We start from the raw sequence: 24,376 nt of genomic DNA, 5'->3' as shown, positions 1-24,376 counted from the left end.
GCCCGGCACGAATTCGTCTCCGCGACGTTTGATGCAGGAACGAGCGAACCGGTGCGTATCGAGCGACGACCGGAACTGATGAGGATGTGACGATTATGCGGCTTTCCCCTGCAACCCTGGCGTTTCCTCTGGCTCTGGCACTGGTCGCGTGCGGGAGCGAGGCCGAAACGCCGGAGCCGCAGCCGACGCAGAGCGAGGCCGCGGTAGACGACAACGACGCCGACGCCATGGCCAGCAACGATCCCGCGCCCGGCGAAACGCAGGCCAAACAATATCCCGACAGCGAGGAGCGGCCCACGATGCAGTTGCAGGTTGTCCTCGACCGCCTCGCCTTTTCGCCGGGGGTGATCGACGGAAAGATGGGCCTGTCGACCCGCAATGCGATCGAGGGGTTCCAGATGGCCAACGATCTGGAACCGACCGGCGAAATGAACGACGAAACCCGCGCAGCGCTCGCCGAATATGACAATATCGCCGCAACGCGCGTCGTCACCATTCCGGAAGAATTCGCCGTTGGCCGGTTCGAGCCGGTCCCCGACGACCCGGCCGAGCAGGCACAGATGCAGCGTTTGGGCTACGCATCGCTCGAAGAAAAGCTGGCCGAACGTTTCCACACTACGGTCGAGACGCTTCGCATGCTCAACCCCGATGGGCGCCCCGCTGGCGCGGACATGCTGGGCGCGAGCGCGACGCAGCGGTTCAACGATGGCGATGCGGCGGAAAGCGGATCGGCCCCGAAAGCCACGCCGTCGGCGTCCGCTTCCGCGTTGCCGGGCGCCAGGGAAGATGCCGAAAATGCGAATGGTTCCGCTTTCGCCGCCGGACAGAAAATTCGCGTTCCCAATATTGGCGCCGATTTCATGGACCGCCGGGCAAAGCTGGATGATGAGTGGCGCTCCACGCTGCGCATGCTCGGCGTCGGGACGGAGCAGCCCGATGCCGCCCGCATCGTGGTCGACGAATCGGAAAAGACGCTCGTCGCCTATAACGACAGCGATGAGGTGATCGCGACGTTCACCGTGACCTCGGGATCGAGCAATGATCCGCTCCCCATCGGCGATTGGAAGATCGATGGCGTCGCGCATAACCCGCCCTTCGCCTACGATCCCGACCTGTTCTGGGACGTGCCCGATAGCGAGCAGGACCGGCAATTGCCCCCCGGACCGAACGGCCCCGTCGGCGTCGTGTGGATCGACCTTTCGAAGGAACACTACGGCATTCACGGCACCTCGGCGCCCGAAACCATCGGCCGCGCGCAAAGCCATGGGTGCGTCCGCCTGACCAACTGGGATGCGGCGCGGCTCGCCGAAATGGTGTCGGGATCGACCAAGGTCGTGTTTCAGAAATAGGCGGGCCGGATGAACCCGTCGCGCGACAATTCGGGGCGTTTCGCCCGCGATGTGAAGATCGCGGTGATCAGCATCGCGCTGACCTCGATCGCCTGGTTGCTGGCCTATGCGCTGCTCGACCCCTATCGTCCGCCAGAACCGACCTATGATCCGAGCGTCGGCGATGCGCCGTTGCCGGCGCCCGGCGATGCCCGCGATGGGGCCGCAGTGCAGGCCCGCGGCGAGGGAAACACTCCGCCGGTCCGGCGTGGCGACATCGCTACGCGCGATCTGCCGGCACGCGCCCCGCTTGCGATTCCGGTCGCCGGGGTTCGGGCAGAGATGCTGACCGACACGTTCCGCGATGCGCGCGCGGGCGGCGCACGGGTTCATGACGCCATCGACATCATGGCCCCTGCCGGAACGCCGGTGATGGCGGCCGAAGGCGGTGTGGTCGAGAAACTGTTCCGCTCCGACGAAGGCGGCAAGACCGTCTATATCCGCACGCGGGACGGGGGAGAGATTCATTATTACGCGCATCTTGGCGGCTATGCCGCGCCATTGCGCGAGGGCGTGCGGATACGGCGCGGCGACCGGATCGGCACGGTCGGAAGCACCGGAAACGCCGATCCGTCCGCGCCGCATCTTCATTTCGCGGTGATGCGGATGGAACCGGGTGAGGAATGGTTCGAAGGGTCCGCCATCAATCCATACCCGTTGCTGACCGGGCGGCGCTGAACCGCGGATACGCCATGTGCGTAAGGGTGGATTGGCTTTCGTCCGATTGATCCCTATCTGGCAGGCACGCCCATACGAACACGCCAGACGGACATACGCATCATGACCATTCACAAGACCCGCATGCTCATCATCGGTTCCGGCCCCGCCGGGCTTTCCGCCGCGATCTATGCCGCGCGCGCAGGGATGGAGCCGATCGTGGTGCAGGGGCTTCAGCCGGGTGGGCAGCTCACCATCACCACCGATGTCGAGAATTATCCCGGCTTTCGCGACGTGATCCAGGGGCCGTGGCTGATGCAAGAGATGCAGGCGCAGGCAGAGCATGTCGGCACGCGGATGATGTGGGACACGATTACCTCGGTCGATCTGAAGAGCGGGCCTCCGTTCGTTGCGAAGGGCGACAGCGGCGACGAATATCACGGCGACACGTTGTGCATCGCCACCGGGGCGCAGGCGAAATGGCTGGGGGTGGAAGGCGAGCAGGCTTTTTCCGGCAAGGGCGTGTCGGCCTGCGCGACGTGCGACGGGTTCTTCTATCGCGGCAAGAAAGTCGTGGTCATTGGCGGCGGCAATACCGCGGTCGAGGAGGCGCTCTATCTCACCAACCATTCCGATGACGTGACGCTCATCCACCGGCGCGACAGCCTGCGTGCCGAAAAGATTCTTCAGGACCGCCTGCACAAAAGCGACAAGATCAGCGTACTGTGGAACAAGACGGTCGAGGAATTCTGCGGCGAAGACGGCAAGGGTCTGACCCATCTCCGGCTGAAAGACACCGATACGGGCGAGGAAAGCCGCTTTGACACAGAGGGCGCGTTCGTCGCGATCGGCCATGCGCCGGCGACCGAATTGTTCGCAGGGCAGCTCCCCCTCGATCCGTCAGGATATATCGAGGTGGCGCCCGGTACGCCCAGGACGGAAATCCCCGGCGTATTCGCATGCGGCGACGTGATGGATCACACCTATCGCCAGGCGGTCACGGCGGCCGGTACCGGGTGCATGGCCGCGCTCGATGCGGAACGGTTTCTGGGCACGCTGGAGGTCGCGCGCGACGAAATGGCGGGCGAGGACGCCTGAGCCCTGCGCGTGGCAAGCCAGCCGGGCCTCAGCGCCCGGCGCGCTTTTCCATGACGAAGCGCAGCAGCGCGCCATAGGTTTCGAGCATGTCGCCATCGACTTCGTCATCCTCGATCACGATGTCGAAGCTGTCCTCGATCTCGGTGAGAAGCCCTGCGACCGCCTGCGAATCCAGTTCGGGCAGCGCGCCGAAAAGCTCCGTATCCGCGTCGAAACCGGCGACCCTCTGTTCCGAAAGCGCCAGTATGTCGGCAAGCACGGCCCGCAATTTCGTATCGGACGACTGGATGACCGGGGGAATGGCTTCGTTCATAGCGCCCGGCGGCTTAGCTTTTGAAGGGCGCGGACGCAAGCATGGCGGCGCACGCTGGCAATGCTATGGATAGGATCATGACACCGCCGCATTCCCGCCCTGTCGATCATCTCGCCCTTTGCGGCGCGCCGGACGCCGATGCCCTCGTGCTGAAGGAGCGGACGCTGCCCTTTGCCGGGCTGGAGCGTGCGGTCGGGCACCTCGCCGCATGGCTTGCGCACAGGGGGGAGCAGGAGGGATGGGAAGACGGTGCCCGGGTGGCGAGCTGGGCGGGGAAGGGCTGGCTGACCTGCGTGATGCCGCTCGCCGCGCCGCGCGCGGGAATGGTGCACGTGCCGGTGAATCCGGTCCTGAAGCCCGCGCAGGTGGCGCATATCCTCGATGACAGCGGCGCGCGGATGATTATCGGCAACGCCGGTCGGCTTGATACGCTGGGCGATGGCGACGTGCCCGCGGGCTGCGCTATGGTCGAGGAGACGACCTGCGAAAAGGCGGCGATGGGCGGAAATGCCATGATGCCGTCGTCCGCCAAACCGCACGATCTCGCCGCGATCCTGTATACCAGCGGATCGACCGGGCGGCCAAAGGGGGTCATGCTCAGCCACGCGAATCTCTGGCTGGGCGCGGAGGCGGTGGCGTCCTACCTTCGCATGGGGCGTGACGACCGGACCTTGTGCGTCCTCCCCCTGGCGTTCGATTACGGACAGAATCAGCTGTTCTCGACATGGTTTGCGGGCGGTGCGGCGGTGCCGATCGACTATCTTTTCCCCCGCGCCGTGGTGAAGGCCGTCGCGGACAGACGGATCACCACGCTTGCCGGTGTCCCGCCGCTCTGGGTGCAATTGCTGGAGCAGGAATGGACGGCGGAGGCGCGCGCGACGCTGCGGCGGCTTACCAATAGCGGCGGCGCGCTGGGCGAACCATTGGTGCGGGCATTGCGAGCCCGCTTTCCCGATGCGCGGCTCTACCCGATGTACGGCCTGACCGAGGCGTTTCGCTCGACCTTTCTCGACCCCGACGTGGTGGACGTAAAACCGACCAGCATCGGCCGCGCCATTCCGCATGCCGAAATCATCGTGATGCGCGACGACGGAACGCCGGGCGGACCGGGAGACGAGGGCGAGCTGGTCCATGCAGGGCCGCTCGTCGCGCAAGGGTATTGGCGGGATCCGGCGCGCACCGCCGAACGGTTCAGACCCGCGCCGGCGAAATCGCGCTATGGCGGCATGGCGGTGTGGTCCGGCGACAGGGTGCGCATGGGCGAGGACGGTCTGCTCTATTTCGTCGGGCGGCGCGACGCGATGATCAAATCCTTCGGTCAGCGGATCAGCCCGCAGGAGATCGAGGATGCGGCGCTGGGCACCGACCTTGTGGCCGAGGCCGTCGCATTCGGCCTGCCCGATGCCCGCGCGGGGCAGACCATTCACATGGTCGCGCGCGCGGCGCCGGGGGTCGGTTCCGATCGCGCGCAGGCCGAATTGCCGAAGGCATTGTCCCGCGCATTGCCGTCCTTCATGCAGCCGGCCCATATCCATTGGCGCGATGAAATGCCGCGGGGCGCAACCGGAAAGCTGGACCGTGCCGGCCTCATCCACGCAATCGAGAGTGCTGCACGATGAAGAAGCTTGGCCCCATTCCCGATGGTTTTACCACGCTCGACGGAGAGCTTGCCATCGACGGTACGCCGGTATCGCAATGGGCGGGGCATACGCCTGCCTTCGTCTATTCCGCCGCCATGCTCGAACGGCGGGTCGCGATGTTGCGGTCGGCAATGCCGGGCGATCTGGCGATCCATTATGCGATGAAGGCGAATCCGTTTCCGCCATTGCTGTCGCGCATGGCGGGGCTGGTCGATGGTTTCGATATCGCCTCGGGCGGTGAATTGCGCCTGGCGCGAGAGGCGGGCGTGGAACCGGCCCGCATCAGCTTCGCCGGCCCGGGCAAGGACGATGGCGAATTGTCCGATGCGATCATGGCGGGCATCACGCTGAACCTGGAGTCCGAGGGAGAAGCGCGGCGAGCTTTCGCGATCGGAGAGCGGCTCGGCATTGCGCCGCGGCTGGCCATTCGGGTCAATCCCGATTTCGATCTGCGCGGCTCTGGCATGAAGATGGGGGGCGGACCGCGCCAGTTCGGCATCGATGCGGCGCGCGTTCCCGCGCTCGTCCGCGAAATCGTGGAGAGCGGGGCGCATTGGCGCGGCTTCCACATCTATGCGGGGAGCCAGGCGCTCGATGCGGCGGCGGTGATTGAAACGCAGGCCGCCACCATCGCACTGGCCGCCCGACTGGGTGAGGACAGCGGCGCGGCGGTGCCGCATTGCAATCTGGGCGGCGGTTTCGGCATTCCCTATTTCGCGGGTGACGCGCCGCTCGATATCGACGCGGTCGGGCAGGCGTTGTGCGGGCAATTGTCCGACCGTCCCGCCATATTGCGCGACACGGCGTTCGCGATCGAGCTTGGCCGATGGCTCGTCGGGGAGGCGGGGGTCTATCTGTCCCGCGTGCTCGATGTAAAGGAGAGCCACGGCGAGATCTTCGCGGTGATCGACGGGGGGCTGCATCATCAGCTCGCGGCATCCGGAAATTTCGGAACCGTGGTTCGGCGCAACTATCCCGTTGCCATCGCCAATCGGATGGATGCGCCGGCGATGGAGCGTGGGCAGACCATCGTCGGGCGGCTGTGTACGCCGATCGACCGGATTGCGGAGAATGCCGCCCTTCCGCGCATTGAAACGGGCGATATGGTGGCGGTTTTCTGTGCCGGTGCGTATGGGGCGAGCGCGAGTCCCTCGGACTTTCTGGGCCACGGAAAGGCCACCGAACTTATCTTTTGATGGGGCCAATCGGCCATTTGCACCATTACGGAGGTAATTTTTCGCGGATTTCCCCGTGGCTTTCTAGTTAACATTTGATTTAGTTGGATATGGATGCAGCTACGCTTATGCATCGAAACCTTATTGGGCATAATTCTCTCGTATCCCAGCGCAGAGGGCATGCTCATGTTTCAGAACGATAATGCGACTTTCGAAGACCGGACGCAGGTGCTTTTCAGGCAGGTGCGCGTAGGCCCGGCACAAGCGATGCGCCAATGCGTCGCGGCGGTGCAGCGCGGTGACCGCAACATCGTGCTGACCAGTGCGCTGCGGACCGAGCGACGGACGATCCTCACCGAAATCGGCCGGCTGGTCGGACCGAACTATCGACGCGTGTTGCGCTTCGATGCCGCGTTGGAATGCGGTCATATTCTCGACCGGCTCGATATCGATTGCGAAGATGCCCGCACCGAAACGTCGCGCCATCTCGTCGTCATCGATAATGCTGAAATGATGGACGCCACCACGTTGCGCGCACTTGGCGACATGGAAAGCCTGCCGGGCGGTTGCCCGCTTCAGATCGTGCTGGCCGGTGGGGAATTGTTGATTTCCCGCATGTTCGAGCCGAGCAGCAGCCAGCTGTGGTCCGCCACGAAACTTGCGCTAACGCTCGACGGAAGCGAGCCGGAAATGCGCAGCCAGATCGGAAGCGCCGACCGGCTCCGCCGCGAAATCGCCCGGACAGAAGCAAAGCTCGCCACTCAAAAGCGCATGCTCGCCATTTTCGAAGAATGCGGTAGCGATGGCGCCAATACGCTGATCTGATGCTTCGCGAACGGAGAAGATGGCGCCGATTTACCGACTAAAGTTCTCTCGCGACCGCAATGGAAAATCGTTTATTGTTCGCCATGCCCGCGTGCGAGGTAATCGGCCGATTGCATTTCCATCAGCCGGCTCACCGTTCTTTCGAATTCGAAGCGCCCGTCGCCCGCCTCGTATAGGTCGGCCGGTTCGGCATCCGCGCTTGCGATCAGCTTGACGCCGTTTTCATACAATGCATCGATCAGCGTGACGAAACGCGCCGCCTCGTTCCGCTCGCTCGGCGTAAGGCGGGGGATGCCGACGATGATGACCGAATGATAATTGCGCGCAATGGCGAGATAATCGGCGGCGCCGCGCGGCTCGCCGCACAGCCGCTTGAATGAAAAGACCGCAACGCCCTTGAGGCTCTTCGGCACCCAGATGCTTCGCCCACCACTCACCGGAAGATCGGTGCCGCTGACATGGTCGGCATCCTCGGGCGGGTAATCGGTCAGGCGGAAAAATGCCTCCCGCACCTTGTCGGTCGCGGCTTCGCCGAGAGGCGTGTGCCAAGTTTCGATGCCCGACAGCCGTTCCATGCGATAATCGTTCGGACCGTTGAGCGGGACGACCTGCAAACGCCGTTCGATCAGCGCGATGAACGGCAGGAAATGCTCGCGGTTGAGGCCGTCCTTGTAAAGGTCGGACGGCGGTCGGTTCGACGTGGTGATGATGGTGACATCCTGCTCCATCATCGCGGTGAACAACCGGCTCATGATCATGGCATCGGCGCTGTTGTTGACGACCATTTCATCGAACGCGAGACAGCGAACTTCGCCCGCGATGGCCGTCGCAACGGGCAGGATGGGATCGCCCGTTTCCTTCGCCCGTTCGGCCCGCAGCCGGTCATGCACGTCGAGCATGAATTCGTGAAAGTGAATGCGTCGCTTCGCCTGTACGGCAAGCGTGTCGTGGAACAGATCCATCAACATGGATTTGCCGCGCCCGACGCCGCCCCACATGTAGATTCCGCCGGGCGGCGGCGGCGGCGCCTTGCCGAACAGCTTTTGCAGGACGCCGCCTTGCGACGGGGCGGCTTTCTCGATCTTCTGCTGCAACGCGTCGAGCGTGACGGCGGCCTGCTGCTGCTCGGCATCGGGTCGGAGTTCGCCCGCGGCGACGAGCGCCTCGTATCGTTCGATCATCCCTGTCACAGTTCAGCTCGGCTTCCGCATAATTCCGGAAAAACTGGCGATGGTCGCATCATCCTGAACCATCAGCCCGCGAACAAAAACCATCCGCCCGGTTTCGCGCACGACCTCGACCACCGCGTCGAGCGGTTTGTTCCCGTCACCCGGCCCGACGAACTGGGTATTGAGTTCGACCGTCGCGCCGCCAAGGAATTGCTTGTCCAGCATGGTCGATGCGCCGGCAAAGATTGCGACGTCCGCAAAACCCAGGATGATGCCCCCATGGATGAGGCGATTGAGATTAAGGTGGCTGTTTTGCGGAATCATCCGAACGCGCACGCGCTCCCCTTCGCGGCGGGCGTGCATGGGGCCGAGCACGGCCTGATTATACTCGTCGGAACGGCCGACCAGCCACTCCATCCAGCCGTCCGCATCGCGAATGGGTTCGCGCCCACCGGCAATGGCAGGGGAATGGGCGGCCATGTCGCTTGTCATCTCAGACGAGCCGTTCGGCTTCCATCTTCTTGATTTCGGCGATCGCCTTCGCGGGATTCAGCCCCTTGGGGCAGACATTCGCGCAATTCATGATCGTGTGGCAGCGATACAGGCGGAAGGGGTCTTCCAGCTCGTCCAGCCGCTCACCCGTCATTTCGTCGCGGCTGTCGGCGAGCCAGCGATAGGCCTGCAACAGGATCGCCGGGCCGAGGAACTTGTCGGAATTCCACCAGTAGCTCGGGCAGGCGGTGGAGCAGCACGCACACAGGATGCATTCGTAGAGCCCGTCGAGCTTGTTGCGCTGTTCCGGCGATTGCAGCCGCTCCTTGCCCGCAGGGGTCGGCGTGACCGTTTGAAGCCAGGGGCGGATCGAGGCGTATTGTGCATAGAAATGCGTGAAATCGGGCACAAGATCCTTCACCACGTCCATGTGGGGAAGGGGGGTGATGCGCACTTCGCCCGCGCCGCAATCCTCGATCGCGGTGGTGCACGCCAGCGTGTTGCGCCCGTTGATGTTCATCGAACACGAGCCGCAAATCCCCTCCCGGCAGGAGCGGCGGAAGGTCAGCGAGGGGTCCTGCTCGCTCTTCATCTTGATCAGCGCGTCGAGCACCATCGGCCCGCACGTGTCGAGGTCGATCTCGAACTTGTCGTAGCGCGGGTTTTCGCCACTGTCGGGGTCGTAGCGATAGACCTTGAATTTCTTCACCCGGCCCGCTGTTTCGGCGGCGTGGGTATGGCCCTTGCCGGTGATCTTGCTGTTTGCGGGGAGGGTAAAGGTTGCCATGGGTTCGATCCGTGATCCGTGCTGCAGATGCGTTGTTTTACCAACAGCACATGCGCGCGATAGTCAAGGGTGGGGCTGCGTTTCGTCGGCCCGATGCAGCCTTTGGGAAAGGATGGGCTGTGCAATGTCATATGTCCGGCGGTTGTCGACATCAATGGCGAGCGCGCCATCGGTAAAGCTGACACCCTTCATGCGAATGCCGAATTTGCGACCAAGCCGCTTCATCGCACCGTCCAGCGTGATGAGCTTTGCCCGCATGAGCAGGATGTTCACGACGCCGAACGCCCGCACCATGCGCGAAGGGTTGTTCATGAACTGCCCCCCTTCGCGAAACACCTCCGCGGCGGCGAATGCCTTGCGATTGGCGAGCGCGTAAATGTTGCAATTGGCGTAGCCTGCGTCCTTCAATTCGTAGAATCGCCGCTGCCCTTCGGGATGGGCGGCAAGGACGCGTTCCCGCGTGGCCAGCCCTGCTGCGGCGTCGGCATCGTGCATCGCATCGCGCATCGCATCGAACCCTTCGCGGGTGAGCAGGACATTGTCGGCGGTGGTGATGATGAACGGGCCTTCGTCGCCTTCCGATGCGGCGATGACCGAATCGACGATACCCGGTTGCGACGGGACGAGCCGGACGGGCCGGTCGGGCCGGTCATAGGGCGCGACGACGGCGCCGACCGCGTCGTGCGCGTCCGCTTCTATCGAAATACGCACCTCCGCAATGTCCGGAATGTTCGACAGCGTTTCGAGAACATGGGTGATAAGCGGCGCGCCGCAGATCGGCACAAGGCATTTGTGCGAAACGTCGAATTCGCGGGCGAGCGGATTCACGACGCCGGTACGCTGCGCGGCGAGCATCAGGACGGTGACGGGCATGTGGCTCATAATTCAGTACCCCTCGGGCGCGGCCATGAGGCCATTGCGGATGAGGCTGTCGGCAAGAATGGTCTCGATAAGCTCCGCCTGGCTCAACCCGGCGAGGGCTGCGGCGCGGCCGAACACCTTTTCCGACCACAGGTTGCAGTTGAGATTGACCTCCAGGAACATGATTTCGCCCGTATTTTCGTTCACGCGAAATTCGAAGCGGCCATAATCGAAGGGGCGATACTCCGTCCAGAGCCGCCGTGTCATGTCGGCGATGCGCGCGGCCATCTCCTCGTTCTCGAACGGGTCGAGTGAATATTTGCCGCTGCGATCGACCAGATCGCGCTTTTCATAATAGGTGCGCAGGTGCGAGGGATCCTGTTGCCGGAAGATCTGCATCGGAAGGATATGCGGATCGCGCCACGTCATCACCGGCACCTCGACATCGCTGCCATCGAGGAACGGTTCGACGAGGGCATCGTGCCCTTCGTCGTGAATGGCCGCGATCGCATTGCGAATGCCGTTCCAGTCGGACGCGTCGCGCACGCCCCACGACGCAGACGATGCGTTCGGCTTGATGACGTAGCGTTCCGCCTCCGGGCAGCCGTCTTCGACGACCGGTGCGCCCCTGCGGTAGATCGCCCAGGGTGCGGTCGGCACACCGGCAAAGAGCGCGGCGCGTTTCGCCAGATGCTTGTCGTCGGACAATCCGCGCAGGATCGGGCTCGCGCCAAGGTGCGGGATGCCGAGCCGGGCGCACAGCAGCGGGCCCAGCATCTCGGAATTGAAGAAACCCGCGCGGTTGAGCAGCGGGAACACGAAATCCACCTGCGGATCGTCGAACAGCACTTCGAACCGGTCGGCCAGCTTGAGATTGAGGTCCAGCCCTTCGAGGATCGACCGCACCTCGTGATGATAGACGGCATGGTTGCCATCCTCGGGATGCGGACCGCCGCCCCACAGGGCATGTTTCGCAATGAACAGGATGCGCGTGCGCGCCTTCGTCATATCGTCGATTTTCAACGGCTCGATCGCTGGCAAGTGGAGTCCTTTCATTACGTCTAGCCTGGCCTCTTAAATAGGCTATAGCCTGCTTCCAAGATGATTTCGAAAATTGACCCGAGCCGCCCTTGCGTTGCGTCGATGGCGTGGCAGGCGCTGTCCGGCAGCGACGCGACCCGCGACGACGCGACGAAGGCGATCGCGCTGATGGCGTCGGGAGGGGATGCGCGCATCGTGCTCGACCCCGCGACGGGCCTCAACACATACATGTCCGCGCCCTACCCGCGCGATTGTCTTGCCTATGCTTCATCGACCGCAAATGACGTTTCGCCGGCCGGCTTCGCGCACGCGCTGGCCGCGCTTCGCGAGGATGCAGGCTCCTACGGCGCGCGGCTCGATACGCTGCGGGCACGGATCCGTGCGGCCTATGGCGCGGCGCCGGATCATGCGATCGCCTTCGCCCCATCGGGCACGGACCTTGAATATGTGGCGCTGGCCGCCGTGCGCGGGCGCGGGGCGGGGGGCGTTCACAACATCCTGCTCGGCGCGGACGAGGTGGGCAGTGGATGCATCCATTCCGCCCATGGCCGCTATTTCGCCCGTGAAACCGCGCGCGGGATCGCCGTCGTTCCGGGGGAGGAGGTCGACGGCATCGGTCCCGTCGCGCTTGCCGATGTGGCGGTGCGATGCGGCGCCGGACTGGCCCGGTCGAGCAGCGAGATCGCCGATGCCATCGCGGCGGAAGCGGAGCGTGGAATTGCGGACGGGCGGCACGTGCTGGTGCATGTGGTGCACGGGTCGAAAACCGGGTTGATCCTGCCGGAAATGACGGAGCTGACGGCGTTGAAGACACGTTTCGGCGATGATGTCAGCTTCGTCATCGATGCGTGCCAGGCCCGGATCACACCGCGTGCGATCGCCGCGTATCTGGCGCTGGATGCCATTATCTTCCTGACCGGGTCGAAATTCATGGGTGGCCCCCCGTTCAGCGGATTTGCCATCCTGCCGGCCGGCCTCGCCCGACATGCGGCTCTCGTACCGACAGGCTTTGCCGCGATATTCCGACGGGACGAATGGCCGCGCGAATGGCCGGGCCGCGACCTTTTGCCATGCGAGGATAATCTCGGCCTGTGGCTTCGGCTCGAGGTTTCGGTCTTCGAACTGGAACGATGGCAGGCGACGCCGATGCATCGGATCGAGGCGGTCATCGACGCCTTTCGCAATGCCGTGACCGAACGAATTGTGACGCCGCTCGGCCTATCGAAGGTTGTCGCCTATCCGCCGGGGCAGGCGGAAACGGCGGAAAACCATCCGGTCGCCATGCGCACGCTGGTCACTCTCGACATCAGCAGCCTGCCCGGTATCCGGAGTTTCGCGGATGCGCAGACGCTGCATCGCCGCATGGCCAATGCCGGGATCAGGCTGGGTCAACCGGTGAAATCGGTCCGCATGCCCGATGGCGGCTGGGGCGGGACATTGCGGATCGGGCTGTCCATGCCGCAGATTGCCAAGCTCGCGCAATGTGACCAGGACGAAGCCATTGGCATGCTGCGCACCGATATGGAGCGTATTGCAACCGCCATTCGCAGCCATGCGATAATGCCGGAATAGCAGGGGCACGGATGACGAACGCAGACCCAACGCGCGAACGCAGCTGCGTCATTTTCGGCGCATCGGGCGGCGTCGGCCATGCCATGTGCCGCCAGCTCGCCATGAGCGGCGCATTCGCCCGCCTCTATGCCGGAGCGCGAAGCGGCACGGTGCCCGATAGCTCCGAGGCCGTCCCCGGCGGGACGCCGATCACCCCCTTTTCATTCGATTTGACCGAAGAGCAGGGCATTGCCGGCATTGCGGAGCGCGTCGCGAACGAAACCGCGCCCGAAATGGTCATCGTCGCGACCGGCCTGTTACAACGGGAACCCGAGATTCGTCCCGAGCGCAGCTGGCGCACGATCGAACCGGCAGCAATGGCCGAGATGTTTCAGGTCAACACGATCGGCCCGGCCATTATCGGCAAACATTTCCTGCCGCTTCTTCGCCATGCGGAGCGGCCGGTCTTCGCCGCGCTTTCCGCGCGGGTGGGATCGATCGGGGACAACGGGTTGGGCGGCTGGCACAGCTACCGCGCGGCGAAGGCGGCACTGAACATGGTGTTGCGCAATTTCGGGATCGAGCTTCACCGCCGCAATCGCGAGGGGATCGTGGTCGCGCTTCACCCCGGAACGGTGGAAACCGCGCTGTCCGAACCGTTTCGCGGCAATGTGCCAGATCGTCAGCTATTCACGCCGGAGCATTCCGCGCGTTGCCTGCTTTCGGTGATCGACGGGCTGACTGCGGAAGACAATGGCGGATTTTTCGCCTGGGACGGTTCGCGCATCCCCTGGTAACGGACGGCAAAAGGCCCGCCCCCATAGAGGGGCGGGCCGTTCGTGAATGGTGGCGAGGTCGGATCGACCCCGCCCGACACTCTTATCCGAACGTCCGCTGCCACCAGCCGCGCCGGGGCGGCTCCTGCGGCGTCGGCTCGGTTTCATCCTTGGCAGACGCGGGTTCGGGCTTTGCGGGGGCGGCCGGTGCTTGCGCCGATGCCGCGTTCTCCGCCGGGGCCGGGGTGGGGGCCTCTTCGCGTGCCGCAGATTGCGCCGGCACCGCATCGGCGGTGGCCGAAGACGACGTCTGATCGCCCTCGCCAGCATCCGGCGCGGCCTCTGCCTTCTTCTTGCGAGGGCGGCGCGGCTTCTTGGGCTTGGGCGCATCGTCCGCGCCTGCCTCGGCGACGGGCACGTCCGCCGTCTCGCTCTCGCTCACCTCGGCCTTCTTGCGCCGGGGGGAGCGCCGCGACTTCGCTTTCGGCTTCTCCTGCTCGGCATCGGACGTGCTGTCCTCGGCAAGGCCATCCGATGGCGATACGTCGTCGGCGGGGACTTCGGACGCGGGCATTTCGGCCTCACCCTTTACCGCGTCGGACGTGTCCGCATTGCCGCTCTCGGACTGATCGTCCGATTTGCGGCGACGGCGACGACGCTTGCGCGGCTTGTCCTCATCCGCGGCGCCGTCCTGCGTTTCGGCGCCATGGTCCGTATCGGCATCGGTCTCGCCATTGCTATCGCCCTGGCCATCGGATGCGTCGTCGCCATCGTCCTGCGTGTCGCGCGTTTCGTCGCCGTGGCGGTTGCCACGGTTGCGGCGACCGCCACGCCGGCGGCGGCGGCGCTTGCGGCGATTGCCGTTGTCGTCCTCGCCCGTTTCGTCGTCGCCCTTTTCCTCGTCGCTCCGGTCGTCGTCGCGACGCGTTTCCGTACCGGCGCCCGCTTCTTCCTCTTCTTCGTCCTCGTCATCCTCGACATCGTCGGAATCGAGAATATCGTCCTGAAGCGTCTCGAACTTCGGCGAAAAGGTCGGTTTGGGGCCGGAGGAGCTGGCGCGCATCTTCGCGCCCTCGTTCTCGCCTTCGGGAAGCACTTCGACCATGACGCCGTAACGCTCCTCGATCTCGGCGAGGTCGGCGCGCTTGGAATTGAGCAGGTACACCGCCGCTTCGGTGCTGGCATAGAGGCTGATGGTGCTGCCCTTGCCCTTGGCGGCCTCGTCCTCGATCATGCGAAGGGCGGAAAGACCCGCGCTCGACGCGGTGCGGACAAGGCCCGTGCCGTCGCAATGCGGGCATTCGCGGGTCGTCGCCTCAAGCACGCCGGTACGCAGACGCTGACGGCTCATCTCCATCAGGCCAAAGCCCGAAATGCGCCCGACCTGAATGCGCGCGCGGTCGTTTTTCAGCGAATCCTTCATGCATTTCTCGACCTTTCGGATCGAGGAATTGTTTTCCATGTCGATGAAGTCGATCACGACCAGCCCGGCCATGTCCCGCAGGCGCAATTGCCGCGCGATTTCCTTCGCCGCCTCCAGATTGGTGGCGAGCGCGGTCTGCTCGATCCCGTGTTCCTTGGTCGATCGGCCCGAGTTGATGTCGATGGACACCAGCGCCTCGGTCGGGTTGATGACGAGATAGCCGCCCGATTTCAACTGCACGACCGGATCGTACATCGCGCTCAGCTGATCCTCCGCCCCGTAACGCTGGAACAGGGGGACAGGGTCGGCATATTGCTTCACACGCCGCGCGTGGCTCGGCATGAGCAGCTTCATGAACTGCTTCGCCGCCTTGTAGCCCTCGGGGCCTTCGACGACGACTTCCTCGATCTCGCGATTGTAGATGTCGCGGATCGCGCGTTTCACAAGGTCGCTGTCCGAATGGATCGGCGCAGGGGCGCTGGCCTGCATGGTGCGTTCGCGGATCTCGTCCCACAGCCGCGCGAGATAGTCGAAATCGCGCTTGATCTCGGTCTTGGTGCGGGACAGGCCGGCGGTGCGCACGATGCATCCCATCGACCGCGGCAGGTTCATTTCCGACACGATCTGCTTCAGCCGCTTGCGATCGGCGGCGCTGCTGATCTTGCGCGAGATGCCGCCGCCGTGGCTGCTGTTGGGCATGAGCACGCAGTAACGCCCGGCGAGCGAGAGATAGGTGGTGAGTGCCGCACCCTTGTTGCCGCGCTCTTCCTTCACGACCTGCACGAGCAGGACCTGACGCCGCTGAATGACGTCCTGAATCTTGTAGCGGCGGCGCAGGGCGAGCCGTTTCGCGCGGGCTTCGTCGGCGGCGCGCGCCTTGCCGCCACCCTGGCGGCGGCCCTTGCCGCGGGCACGGCGGGGGCGGCGATTGTCGCCGTCGTCATCGCCATCGTCGTCGGAGCCGCCCTCGACGGCGCCGTCCTCGATCGTGGCGACGTCGTCCTTCTCGCTCGTGTCGACCTCGGTCAGACCGTCGCCGGCCATTTCATCGGCGAGCGCGTCGCTGCTTTCGTCGTCGTCACGATCGTCATGGTCGTGCCCGTCGTCGCCGGAATCATCGTCGTCGTCGGAACGCAGGCGCGCCTCTTCCTCGGCGTGTTCCTGCTCCGCGGCGAGGAGGGCGTCGCGGTCCTGCTTCGGGATCTGATAATAATCGGGGTGGATTTCGCTGAACGCGAGGAACCCGTGCCGATTGCCGCCGAAATCGACGAAGGCCGCCTGAAGCGAGGGTTCGACCCGCGTTACCTTCGCGAGGTAGATATTGCCTTTTATCTGCTTGTGGTCGCTCGATTCGAAATCGAACTCTTCAATCCTGTTGCCCTTGAGCACCGCCACCCGGGTTTCTTCCTGGTGGCGCGCATCGATCAGCATGCGCGTTGTCATCAATTATTCTCCGTGCGCACGATATGGGGGGCAGGCCGCGTGGCGGCTGCCCGGCATAGGTGCGTTCGTTTGGGGAAACGCCCGGCCGGATGGGGAACGCATGTCCGAAGGCCGTGGCGTTCTGGTATGAATTGCCGGACCGGCGCGGGTTGCCCCGTGCCCCCGGCGGCGAAACTGTAACCGATGGCATATGCGGCCTGAAATGCGGGCGCGCGGCCCGCCTCATGGCATTGGCGACGGCGAAAGCCTGCAAGGGCTGCGCTGCTGTCGTCATTGCCAGAACCATAGATACCATCACCTTGAATTGCCCCGCCCTTGCCATGCGCATGATGTTCCATGCGCCCGGAAATGGGAAAGTGGCCGCCGGTCTGCGTGCAGAAAGGATCTTCGCCCCGCGTCCGGCCCCGTTCGGGATATGCCGCGCCGTCCCGAAAAAGGGCGGCGGCCCGCGCCGTACAGGGCGGGCGTTTCGCGTGACGAGAGGCGGATCTGCCACCGGTCGGGATCGACGCTAGCATTGCGGATCGGTTACGGCAACACGTCTCGCAACGATGGAAGGTTGCGATGATCGTTTCGCGCGTCGAACGCGGCATATGGGGCAAGAGTGTTGCGGGGGCGGTGTTTCCCGGCAATATCGGGCAGCGATGATGCGAGGGGGCGCTTCTTTTCCAGTACTCATGGCGTGGACCGCTTCGCTCGCGCTTTGCGGCGGGGCGCTTGCGGCGGCGCTGCTCACCGTGTTTCCGCCGCAGCGCGCGATGGCCGTCTACCGTCGCGATCTGCCCGCAGCGGTGCCCGTGGCCACGCCATCCGTCGCGATGGCGAGCGGCGCGACGGCGGGGTTGCCCCTGCTCGTGATCGACCCTGGGCATGGAGCGTTTGATTATGGCGCAACCGCGATGCACGGCTCGGATGGCACGATGGTCATGGAAAAGAATGTCGCGCTGTCGATCGCGATCGCGCTTCGCGACCGGCTCGTTGCGCTTGGCGGGGTGCGGGTGGCGTTGATCCGGGAGGATGACAGCTTCCTGCCGGTGGAGCATCGCCCGCGCATGGCGGAAAAGCTCGGCGCGGCGGCGCTGATTTCCATCCATGTCGACAGCGCGCCCGGTCGCGCGTCCGGCGCGCGGGGTGCCACCGTCTATACCCTGTCCCCGTCGCGCCGGGAACGCGGCCCATCGGGACGAAGGCGCAACGGACCGAACCGCGGCGCACGGGGGCAGATCGCCCAAGGCTCGGAAATCGCGATGATCCTCGATGATCTGGCCTGGCGTCAGACCGCGTTCGAATCCGCAATGCTCGCGCAGGCGGTCGAGGAAGAGGCGCGCGGCCGGCTTACGCTGCGCACTCCTTTCGCCCGTTCGGCACGGTTTGCGGTGCTGTCCTCCCCCGAATTTCCCGCCATCCTGTTCGAGGCCGGCTATCTTGGCAATGCCGAGGATGCCGACCGCCTGCTTTCGCCCGAAGGTCGCGGCGAAATCGTGGACGTGCTGGCCCGTGCGGCGCTCGGCTTCTTTGCCGAACGGGAGCGTTGGGGCGAATAGGCGTCCGGTCCGCCGCGTCTTCGCCCCGCGCCGCCGCGATCGGCAGCGTTCAGCTCAGGGTCAGTGGAAATCGGCTTTCACCTTCGCGAAATCCCGTGCTAATCCCCCCGGCGAAATGACAGCATCGACAAAATCCGAAAACTTTCTCGCCCGTGCGCGCGGCGATCTTTCCGTTCTGGGCGCCCGGATCGGTGAACGCTGGCGGGCCAGCCGGCTGTTTCGCTGGCTCTCGATCCTGTTCGTCCTGGGCGTTGCGGTGGCATTGGGCGCCTATGCCTTGCTGGGCGCGGGGTTGCCATCGGCGGATCGCCTGCTCACCTATCAGCCGCCACTGCCCACCATGGTACGCGGCGCGGACGGCGAAATCATCAACAGCTATGCGCGCGAACGCCGGGTGCAGCTGCGCTTCGTCGATTTTCCGGAGCCGCTGATCAATGCGTTCCTGTCGGCGGAGGACAAGACGTTCTGGAGCCATGGCGGCGTCGATTACACAGGGCTTGCCGGCGCGGTCGTCGATTATGTCAGCAAGATGGGATCGGGACAGCGCGCCAAGGGCGGCTCCACCATCACGCAGCAGGTGGCCAAGAACATCCTCGTCGGGGACGAATATTCGGTCACGCGCAAGCTGAAGGAAATGATTCTCGCCCGCCGGATCGAAGGCGTGCTGACGAAGGAAGAGATTCTCGAACTCTATCTCAACGAGATACCGCTGGGCCGGCAGAGTTTCGGCGTGCAGGCGGCATCGCGCGCGTATTTCGACAAGGATGTCGGCGATCTCGACCTGCACGAGGCGGCGTTCCTCGCGATCCTGCCAAAGGCGCCCGAACGGTATAGCCGCGCCAAATATGCCGATCTCGCGCTGGCCCGACGCAATTACGTGTTGCAGCAGATGGCCGACAATGGCTGGGCCAGCCAGGCCGAGGTGGACCGCGCGACCGCGCAGCCGCTCGGCCTCAAACCCCGGCGCAGCACCGATTACGACACGGCATCGGGCTATTTCGTGGAGGAAGTGCGGCGCCGCCTCATCGACAAATATGGCGAGAATGCCGAGGACGGACCGAATTCGGTCTATGCCGGCGGGTTGTGGGTGCGCACCTCGATGGATACCGAGCTGCAGCGCGCGGCGCGCACCGCGCTGCGCAAGGGCATCATGCGATATGGCGGCAGCCGCGGCTGGCACGGGCCGATCGCGACGATCAACATGGACGAAAGCTGGCAGACGCAGCTCATCGTCTCGAACCTTGCCATCGATTACAAGGATTGGCGCGTGGGCGTCGTGACCGAACGCGATGGCAATACCGCTCGCATCGGCTTTTCCGATGGGGAGACCTATCCGCTTTCCGTCCTGCCCGACGCGATGAAGGCGGGCGATGTCATCGTCGCCTCGCCGCAGGGGGATGGCTGGCGCACGCAGACGGTGCCCGAAATTTCCGGCGGTCTGGTGGTCGAAGACCCGCACACCGGGCGCATCATGGCGATGCAGGGCGGCTTCGATTCGCGGCTCGGTTCCTTCAACCGCGCGGTGCAGGCGAAACGCCAGCCCGGCTCCACGATCAAGCCGTTCGTCTATGCCAGCGGTCTCGATGCCGGCATGACCCCCGCGACGCAGGTCAACGACGCGCCGTTCTGCGTGTGGCAGGGTGCGGATCTGGGCGAAAAATGTTTCCGCAATTTCGCCAATCAGCGCGGCGCGGGAATGCAGACGATGCGATGGGGCCTTGAACAGTCGCGCAATTTGATGACGATTCAGATCGCGAACGACACCGGCATGGACAATGTGACCGACACGTTCCGCCGCGTCGGCATCGGCGATTACGAACCCTATCTCTCCTTCGCCCTGGGCGCGGGCGAAACGACCGTGACGCGCATGGTCAATGCCTATGCGATGCTCGCCAATCTGGGCCGGCAATATGATGCCACGCTCATCGATTATGTGCAGGACCGCAACGGCAAGGTGATCTGGCGTTCGGATAAGCGCCGCTGCGAAGGGTGCAACATGGCCGAATATGACGGCGGCCCGATGCCGCGCCTGCCGCGTGCGGGCAAGCAGGTCATGGACCCTGCCACCGCCTATCAGGTGGTTCACATGCTCGAAGGCGTGGTACAGCGCGGGACCGCGACGCGGCTGCGCGATCTCGACCTGCCGCTCTTTGGCAAGACGGGCACGACCAACGGGCCGACGAATGTGTGGTTCATGGGCGGTTCGGCCGATCTGGTCGCAGGCGTCTATCTCGGCTTCGATCAGCCGCGCTCGATGGGCGGCTATGCGCAGGGCGGCTCGCTCGCGGCGCCGATCGTGAAGGATCTTATCCTAGAGGCGAAGGACCGCTGGCCCGACAAGCCGGTGCGCGCGCCGGAGGGGATCCGCATGGTCCGGATCGACCGCCGTTCGGGCAAGCGCGTCTTCGAAGGCTGGCCGACGGACGATCCGAAGCCTGCGATCATCTGGGAAGCGTTCAAACCCGATACCGAGCCCAAGCGTTCGGCCAATCGGCAGACGCTGGAGGAACGGCGCATGGCCGCGATTTCGGCCCTGCGTGCCGCGATGCAGGAGCGCACGACCACCAGCCGTTCGGGCCCTGTACGCCGCAATTCGGGCGAGCAGCAACAGCAGATCGACGATACCTTCCTGGAGGATCAGGGCGGCATCTACTGATCCATCCGCTCTGTAACGGGATCGCGCGGGGCGGGCGGGCGCCTATTGCCACCGCGCCGCGCCATCCCTAGAGCGGCACACGACGGGCCGGATTGACCGGCGTTTCGAAACAGGCGCCGCCGCATTGCCGGCGGCAAGGCGGGCGATCCACCGCGATGCCCCGCTCAGGAGAAGATTGCCATGCGTGCCGAAGGGCAGGCCCATATTGACCGTATCGATGCCGCGCTCGCGCTCATCCGCCGTTCGCTGGACTGGGATCGGGCGCTGCGGCGGCTGGACGAGCTTAACGCGCGGGTCGAGGATCCGACGCTCTGGGACGATCCCAAGGGTGCGGAAGAGGTGATGCGTGAACGCGGCCGGCTGGAATCGTCCATCGGCGCGGTAAAGACCATCTCTGCGGAAATGGCCGATGCGGTCGAATTCGTCGAACTGGGCGAGGCCGAGGGCGATGATTCCGTGGTTGACGAAGGGCTGTCCAGCCTCGCGCGGCTGGCCGATCGGGCCGACACCGACAAAGTGCAGGCGCTGCTTTCGGGGGAGGCGGACGGATCCGACACCTATATCGAGGTGCACGCCGGCGCCGGCGGGACCGAAAGCCAGGATTGGGCCGAGATGTTGCAGCGCATGTATGCCCGCTGGGCTGAGCGGCGCGGTTTCAAGGTCGAGATCGTCGATTATCACGCGGGCGAACAGGCGGGCATCAAGTCCGCGACGCTGCTGGTCAAGGGCGAGAACGCCTATGGCTACGCCAAGACAGAGAGCGGCGTGCACCGCCTCGTCCGCATCAGCCCGTATGATTCGTCGGCGCGGCGCCACACGAGCTTTTCCAGCGTGTGGGTGTACCCGGTGATCGACGACGATATCGAGATCGACATCAACCCCGCCGATCTCAAGATCGACACCTATCGCGCGTCGGGTGCGGGCGGGCAGCACGTCAACACCACCGATTCCGCCGTGCGTATCACCCACACGCCCACCGGCATCGTCGTCGCGAGCCAGAACGACCGTTCGCAGCACAAGAACCGCGCCACGGCCATGAACATGCTGAAGGCGCGGCTCTATGAAAAGGAACTCGCCGAACGCGAGGCGGCGGCGAGCGGCGAATATCAGGCGAAGACCGAAATCGGCTGGGGTCATCAGATCCGCTCCTATGTCCTGCAACCGTATCAGCAGGTGAAGGATTTGCGCACCGGGCACGTGTCGACCAATCCGACCGATGTGCTGGATGGCGGGCTGGATTCGTTCATTTCCGCCGCGCTCGCGCAGAAGGTCACGGGCGAGCAGGTCGAGGTCGAGGACGACGATTGATGAACGGGACCGCCCTCCCGACATGGTGGCGCGTGGCAAGCGCGGGCGTGCTGCTCGCGCTGGCTTCGTGCGGTGGGAGCCAGGGCGACGATGGCCGCCCCGATACCGCGCGCGATTTTCCGAAAGCCGACCGCCCCGTGTCGCGCATCACCAGCAACCAGTTTTCGAACGAGCAGGACCGCGACGACCGGCGCGAAGCGGCGACCGTCATGGAGCTTGCCGATATTGCGCCGGGGATGACCGTGGCCGACATCGGCGCGGGGGAGGGGTATTACACCACCCGGCTTGCCGAACGCGTGGGCGGCAGCGGCCGCGTACTGGCACAGGATATCGACCGCGGCGCACTCGACCGGCTGGGACAACGGGTGGAGCGCGAGCGGCTCAATAACGTGTCGATCAAGCTGGGCAGCGAGGATGATCCGCGGCTTCCCGCCGACAGTTTCGACCGGATCTTCCTTGTGCACATGTATCACGAGGTGGCCGAACCCTATCCGTTTTTGTGGCGGTTGCGGTCCGCGCTGAAACCCGATGGGCAGGTGATCGTCGTCGATGTCGACCGCGCGACCGATGCGCACGGGATCCCGCCAAAGCTTCTGTTCTGCGAATTCGAGGCGGTGGGCTATTCGCTCGCCGAATTCACCCGCAGGCCGGAGCTGGCCGGCTATTACGCCCGTTTCGAAAGCAGGGGTCCCCGGCCGGACCCATCGGATATTGAACCTTGCCAGCAGGACGTCGCGCGCGCGGCGCCCGGAATGCCGGCGAACGCAATGCAGGAAACCGCCGCGCGCGGTCATGCGAACAGGGACGCATTATCATGAGTTTCAAAGGGTTGACCCCTATCGTTTATGGTGGACGCGAAGTCTGGCCGGTGATCGAGGGCGGCAAGGGCGTCTCTGCCACCAATCATGCCAGCTCCGGCGCATGGGCGGCGGCCGGCGGCATCGGCACGGTGAGCGCCGTAAACGCCGACAGCTATGACGCCGAAGGCAAGATCGTGCCCCAGCTTTACGAGCAGATGACCCGCAAGGAGCGGCACGAGCAGCTCGTGCGCTATGCCATCGACGGCGGCATCGAACAGGTGCGCCGCGCGCATGAAATCGCCGGTGGCAAGGGCGCGATCAACATCAACGTGCTGTGGGAAATGGGCGGCGCGCAGGAGGTGCTCGAGGGTATCCTGTCCGAGACCAGCGATCTCGTGACCGGCGTGACCTGCGGCGCGGGCATGCCGTATAAACTCGCCGACATCGCGCAGAAGCACAACGTCCACTACCTCCCGATTGTGAGTTCGGGCCGGGCGTTCCGCGCCTTGTGGAAACGCTCCTATTCCAAGGTGCCCGACCTCATGGCGGCGGTGGTGTACGAGGATCCGTGGCTCGCGGGCGGGCACAATGGCCTTTCCAATGCCGAGGATCCGTTGAAGCCCGAAGATCCCTATCCGCGCGTGAAGACGCTGCGCGACATGATGCGCAAGGAAGGCATCGCCGACACCGTGCCGATCGTGATGGCCGGCGGCGTCTGGGCGTTGAAGGAATGGAACGACTGGATCGACAATCCCGAGCTTGGCGCAATCGCGTTTCAGTTCGGCACGCGTCCGCTGCTCACCGAGGAAAGCCCGATCCCGCAGGGGTGGAAGGACGCGCTGCGCGAACTGGAGCCGGGCGATGTGTTGCTGCACAAGTTTTCGCCGACGGGGTTCTACTCCTCGGCGGTGCGCACGCGTTTCCTCAAATCGCTGGAGGCGCGCTCGGAGCGGCAGATCCCCTATTCCCGGGTCGAGGCGGGCGAGCATACGGTGCAACTCGACGTCGGGGTGAAGGGCAAGAATTTCTGGGTCGCGCCGAAGGATCGCGAACGCGCCCGCGCCTGGCACGCCGCCGGTTTTACCGAAGCGCTGAAAACGCCCGACGATACCGTCGTCTTTGTCGAGCCGGAGGAACGCGCCACCATTCGGGAGGATCAGGCCGCCTGCATGGGGTGTCTGTCGCATTGTTCGTTTTCGTCATGGAAGGATCATGACGATTACACCACGGGCCGGCTGGCCGACCCGCGCAGCTTCTGTATTCAAAAGACGTTGCAGGACATCGCCCATGGCGATCCGGTGGAGAACAATCTGATGTTTGCAGGGCACGCGGCCTATCGCTTCAAGCAGGATCCGTTCTATTCCAACGGGTTCACGCCGACGGTGAAGGAACTGGTCGACCGCATCCTGACCGGCGAATAATCGCCCCG

The 24,376-nt window shown here is 64.6% G+C and carries 20 protein-coding genes; 13 read left to right on the top strand and 7 right to left on the bottom strand.

Features of this window, described 5'->3' with window-relative positions:
- Positions 1-95: 95 nt before the first annotated feature.
- The 3 genes from K4G67_RS07130 (at position 96) to trxB (ending at position 3,143) form a co-directional block, all read left to right on the top strand.
- Entirely contained in the window at positions 96-1,349 is a 1,254-nt protein-coding gene (locus K4G67_RS07130; RefSeq protein ID WP_275588763.1) for a L,D-transpeptidase family protein, read from the top strand.
- Positions 1,350-1,358: 9 nt separating this feature from the next.
- Positions 1,359-2,066: a M23 family metallopeptidase gene (locus K4G67_RS07125; protein ID WP_239805672.1), complete on the top strand. Its 708-nt coding sequence runs from the start codon at positions 1,359-1,361 to the stop codon at positions 2,064-2,066.
- 102 nt (positions 2,067-2,168) lie between these two features.
- Complete coding sequence (gene trxB, locus K4G67_RS07120) at positions 2,169-3,143, top strand: thioredoxin-disulfide reductase (protein WP_239805671.1); 975 nt, start codon at positions 2,169-2,171, stop codon at positions 3,141-3,143.
- Between the two features lie 28 nt (positions 3,144-3,171).
- On the opposite strand, the gene K4G67_RS07115 is transcribed toward trxB, so the two are convergent.
- On the bottom strand, positions 3,172-3,456 hold the full coding sequence (locus K4G67_RS07115) for an acyl carrier protein (protein ID WP_239805670.1): 285 nt from the start codon (positions 3,454-3,456) through the stop codon (positions 3,172-3,174).
- A gap of 77 nt (positions 3,457-3,533) precedes the next feature.
- On the opposite strand from K4G67_RS07115, the gene K4G67_RS07110 reads away from it, so the two are divergent.
- From K4G67_RS07110 to K4G67_RS07100, 3 genes are all read left to right on the top strand, one after another.
- Positions 3,534-5,075, top strand: a complete 1,542-nt coding sequence (locus tag K4G67_RS07110) for an acyl-CoA ligase (AMP-forming), exosortase A system-associated (protein ID WP_239805669.1) — start codon at positions 3,534-3,536, stop codon at positions 5,073-5,075.
- A complete protein-coding gene (locus K4G67_RS07105; RefSeq protein WP_239805668.1) occupies positions 5,072-6,292 on the top strand; it encodes a pyridoxal-dependent decarboxylase, exosortase A system-associated in 1,221 nt (406 codons plus the stop codon). Before K4G67_RS07110 ends, K4G67_RS07105 begins: the two co-directional genes overlap by 4 nt.
- A 165-nt stretch (positions 6,293-6,457) precedes the next feature.
- The gene (locus tag K4G67_RS07100) at positions 6,458-7,096 is read left to right on the top strand and encodes a hypothetical protein (RefSeq protein WP_239805667.1); all 639 of its coding nucleotides are present in this window, start codon (positions 6,458-6,460) and stop codon (positions 7,094-7,096) included.
- Positions 7,097-7,167: 71 nt separating this feature from the next.
- On the opposite strand, the gene zapE is transcribed toward K4G67_RS07100, so the two are convergent.
- From zapE to K4G67_RS07075, 5 genes are all read right to left on the bottom strand, one after another.
- Positions 7,168-8,286 (bottom strand): cell division protein ZapE, encoded by a 1,119-nt coding sequence (gene zapE / locus K4G67_RS07095; protein ID WP_239805666.1) that lies wholly within the window; start codon positions 8,284-8,286, stop codon positions 7,168-7,170.
- A gap of 3 nt (positions 8,287-8,289) precedes the next feature.
- Complete coding sequence (locus K4G67_RS07090; RefSeq protein WP_239805665.1) at positions 8,290-8,745, bottom strand: PaaI family thioesterase; 456 nt, start codon at positions 8,743-8,745, stop codon at positions 8,290-8,292.
- 13 nt (positions 8,746-8,758) lie between these two features.
- Positions 8,759-9,544: a succinate dehydrogenase iron-sulfur subunit gene (locus tag K4G67_RS07085; protein ID WP_239805664.1), complete on the bottom strand. Its 786-nt coding sequence runs from the start codon at positions 9,542-9,544 to the stop codon at positions 8,759-8,761.
- Positions 9,545-9,607: 63 nt separating this feature from the next.
- The gene (locus K4G67_RS07080) at positions 9,608-10,426 is read right to left on the bottom strand and encodes an NTP transferase domain-containing protein (RefSeq protein ID WP_239805663.1); all 819 of its coding nucleotides are present in this window, start codon (positions 10,424-10,426) and stop codon (positions 9,608-9,610) included.
- A 3-nt stretch (positions 10,427-10,429) separates the two neighbouring features.
- Entirely contained in the window at positions 10,430-11,461 is a 1,032-nt protein-coding gene (locus tag K4G67_RS07075; protein ID WP_239805662.1) for a D-alanine--D-alanine ligase family protein, read from the bottom strand.
- Between the two features lie 87 nt (positions 11,462-11,548).
- On the opposite strand from K4G67_RS07075, the gene K4G67_RS07070 reads away from it, so the two are divergent.
- Positions 11,549-13,018: a hypothetical protein gene (locus K4G67_RS07070; RefSeq protein ID WP_239805661.1), complete on the top strand. Its 1,470-nt coding sequence runs from the start codon at positions 11,549-11,551 to the stop codon at positions 13,016-13,018.
- Positions 13,019-13,029: 11 nt separating this feature from the next.
- Positions 13,030-13,794 carry an SDR family NAD(P)-dependent oxidoreductase gene (locus K4G67_RS07065; RefSeq protein ID WP_239805660.1) on the top strand — a complete coding sequence of 255 codons (765 nt, stop codon included), beginning with the start codon at positions 13,030-13,032 and terminating at the stop codon, positions 13,792-13,794.
- Between the two features lie 82 nt (positions 13,795-13,876).
- Here the strand turns inward: K4G67_RS07065 and K4G67_RS07060 are convergent, their stop codons facing one another.
- Positions 13,877-16,639, bottom strand: coding sequence for an Rne/Rng family ribonuclease (locus K4G67_RS07060; protein WP_239805659.1), 2,763 nt, complete (start codon positions 16,637-16,639; stop codon positions 13,877-13,879).
- A 677-nt stretch (positions 16,640-17,316) separates the two neighbouring features.
- Here K4G67_RS07060 and K4G67_RS07055 point away from each other — a divergent pair.
- The 5 genes from K4G67_RS07055 (at position 17,317) to K4G67_RS07035 (ending at position 24,368) form a co-directional block, all read left to right on the top strand.
- Positions 17,317-18,183, top strand: coding sequence for an N-acetylmuramoyl-L-alanine amidase family protein (locus tag K4G67_RS07055; protein ID WP_239805658.1), 867 nt, complete (start codon positions 17,317-17,319; stop codon positions 18,181-18,183).
- A 115-nt stretch (positions 18,184-18,298) separates the two neighbouring features.
- Positions 18,299-20,839, top strand: a complete 2,541-nt coding sequence (locus tag K4G67_RS07050) for a penicillin-binding protein 1A (protein ID WP_239805657.1) — start codon at positions 18,299-18,301, stop codon at positions 20,837-20,839.
- 180 nt (positions 20,840-21,019) lie between these two features.
- On the top strand, positions 21,020-22,147 hold the full coding sequence (prfB, locus tag K4G67_RS07045) for a peptide chain release factor 2 (RefSeq protein ID WP_239805656.1): 1,128 nt from the start codon (positions 21,020-21,022) through the stop codon (positions 22,145-22,147).
- Positions 22,147-22,965, top strand: coding sequence for a class I SAM-dependent methyltransferase (locus K4G67_RS07040; protein ID WP_239805655.1), 819 nt, complete (start codon positions 22,147-22,149; stop codon positions 22,963-22,965). The genes prfB and K4G67_RS07040 overlap by 1 nt, the downstream gene beginning before the upstream one ends.
- Entirely contained in the window at positions 22,962-24,368 is a 1,407-nt protein-coding gene (locus K4G67_RS07035) for an NAD(P)H-dependent flavin oxidoreductase (protein ID WP_239805654.1), read from the top strand. The genes K4G67_RS07040 and K4G67_RS07035 overlap by 4 nt, the downstream gene beginning before the upstream one ends.
- The last annotated feature ends 8 nt before the right edge of the window (positions 24,369-24,376 follow it).

This window comes from Croceicoccus hydrothermalis, from assembly GCF_022378335.1.
GTDB lineage: Bacteria > Pseudomonadota > Alphaproteobacteria > Sphingomonadales > Sphingomonadaceae > Croceicoccus > Croceicoccus hydrothermalis.
The sequence above is the reverse complement of the archived record's forward strand: the minus strand, read 5'-3'. Positions and strand labels throughout refer to the sequence as shown.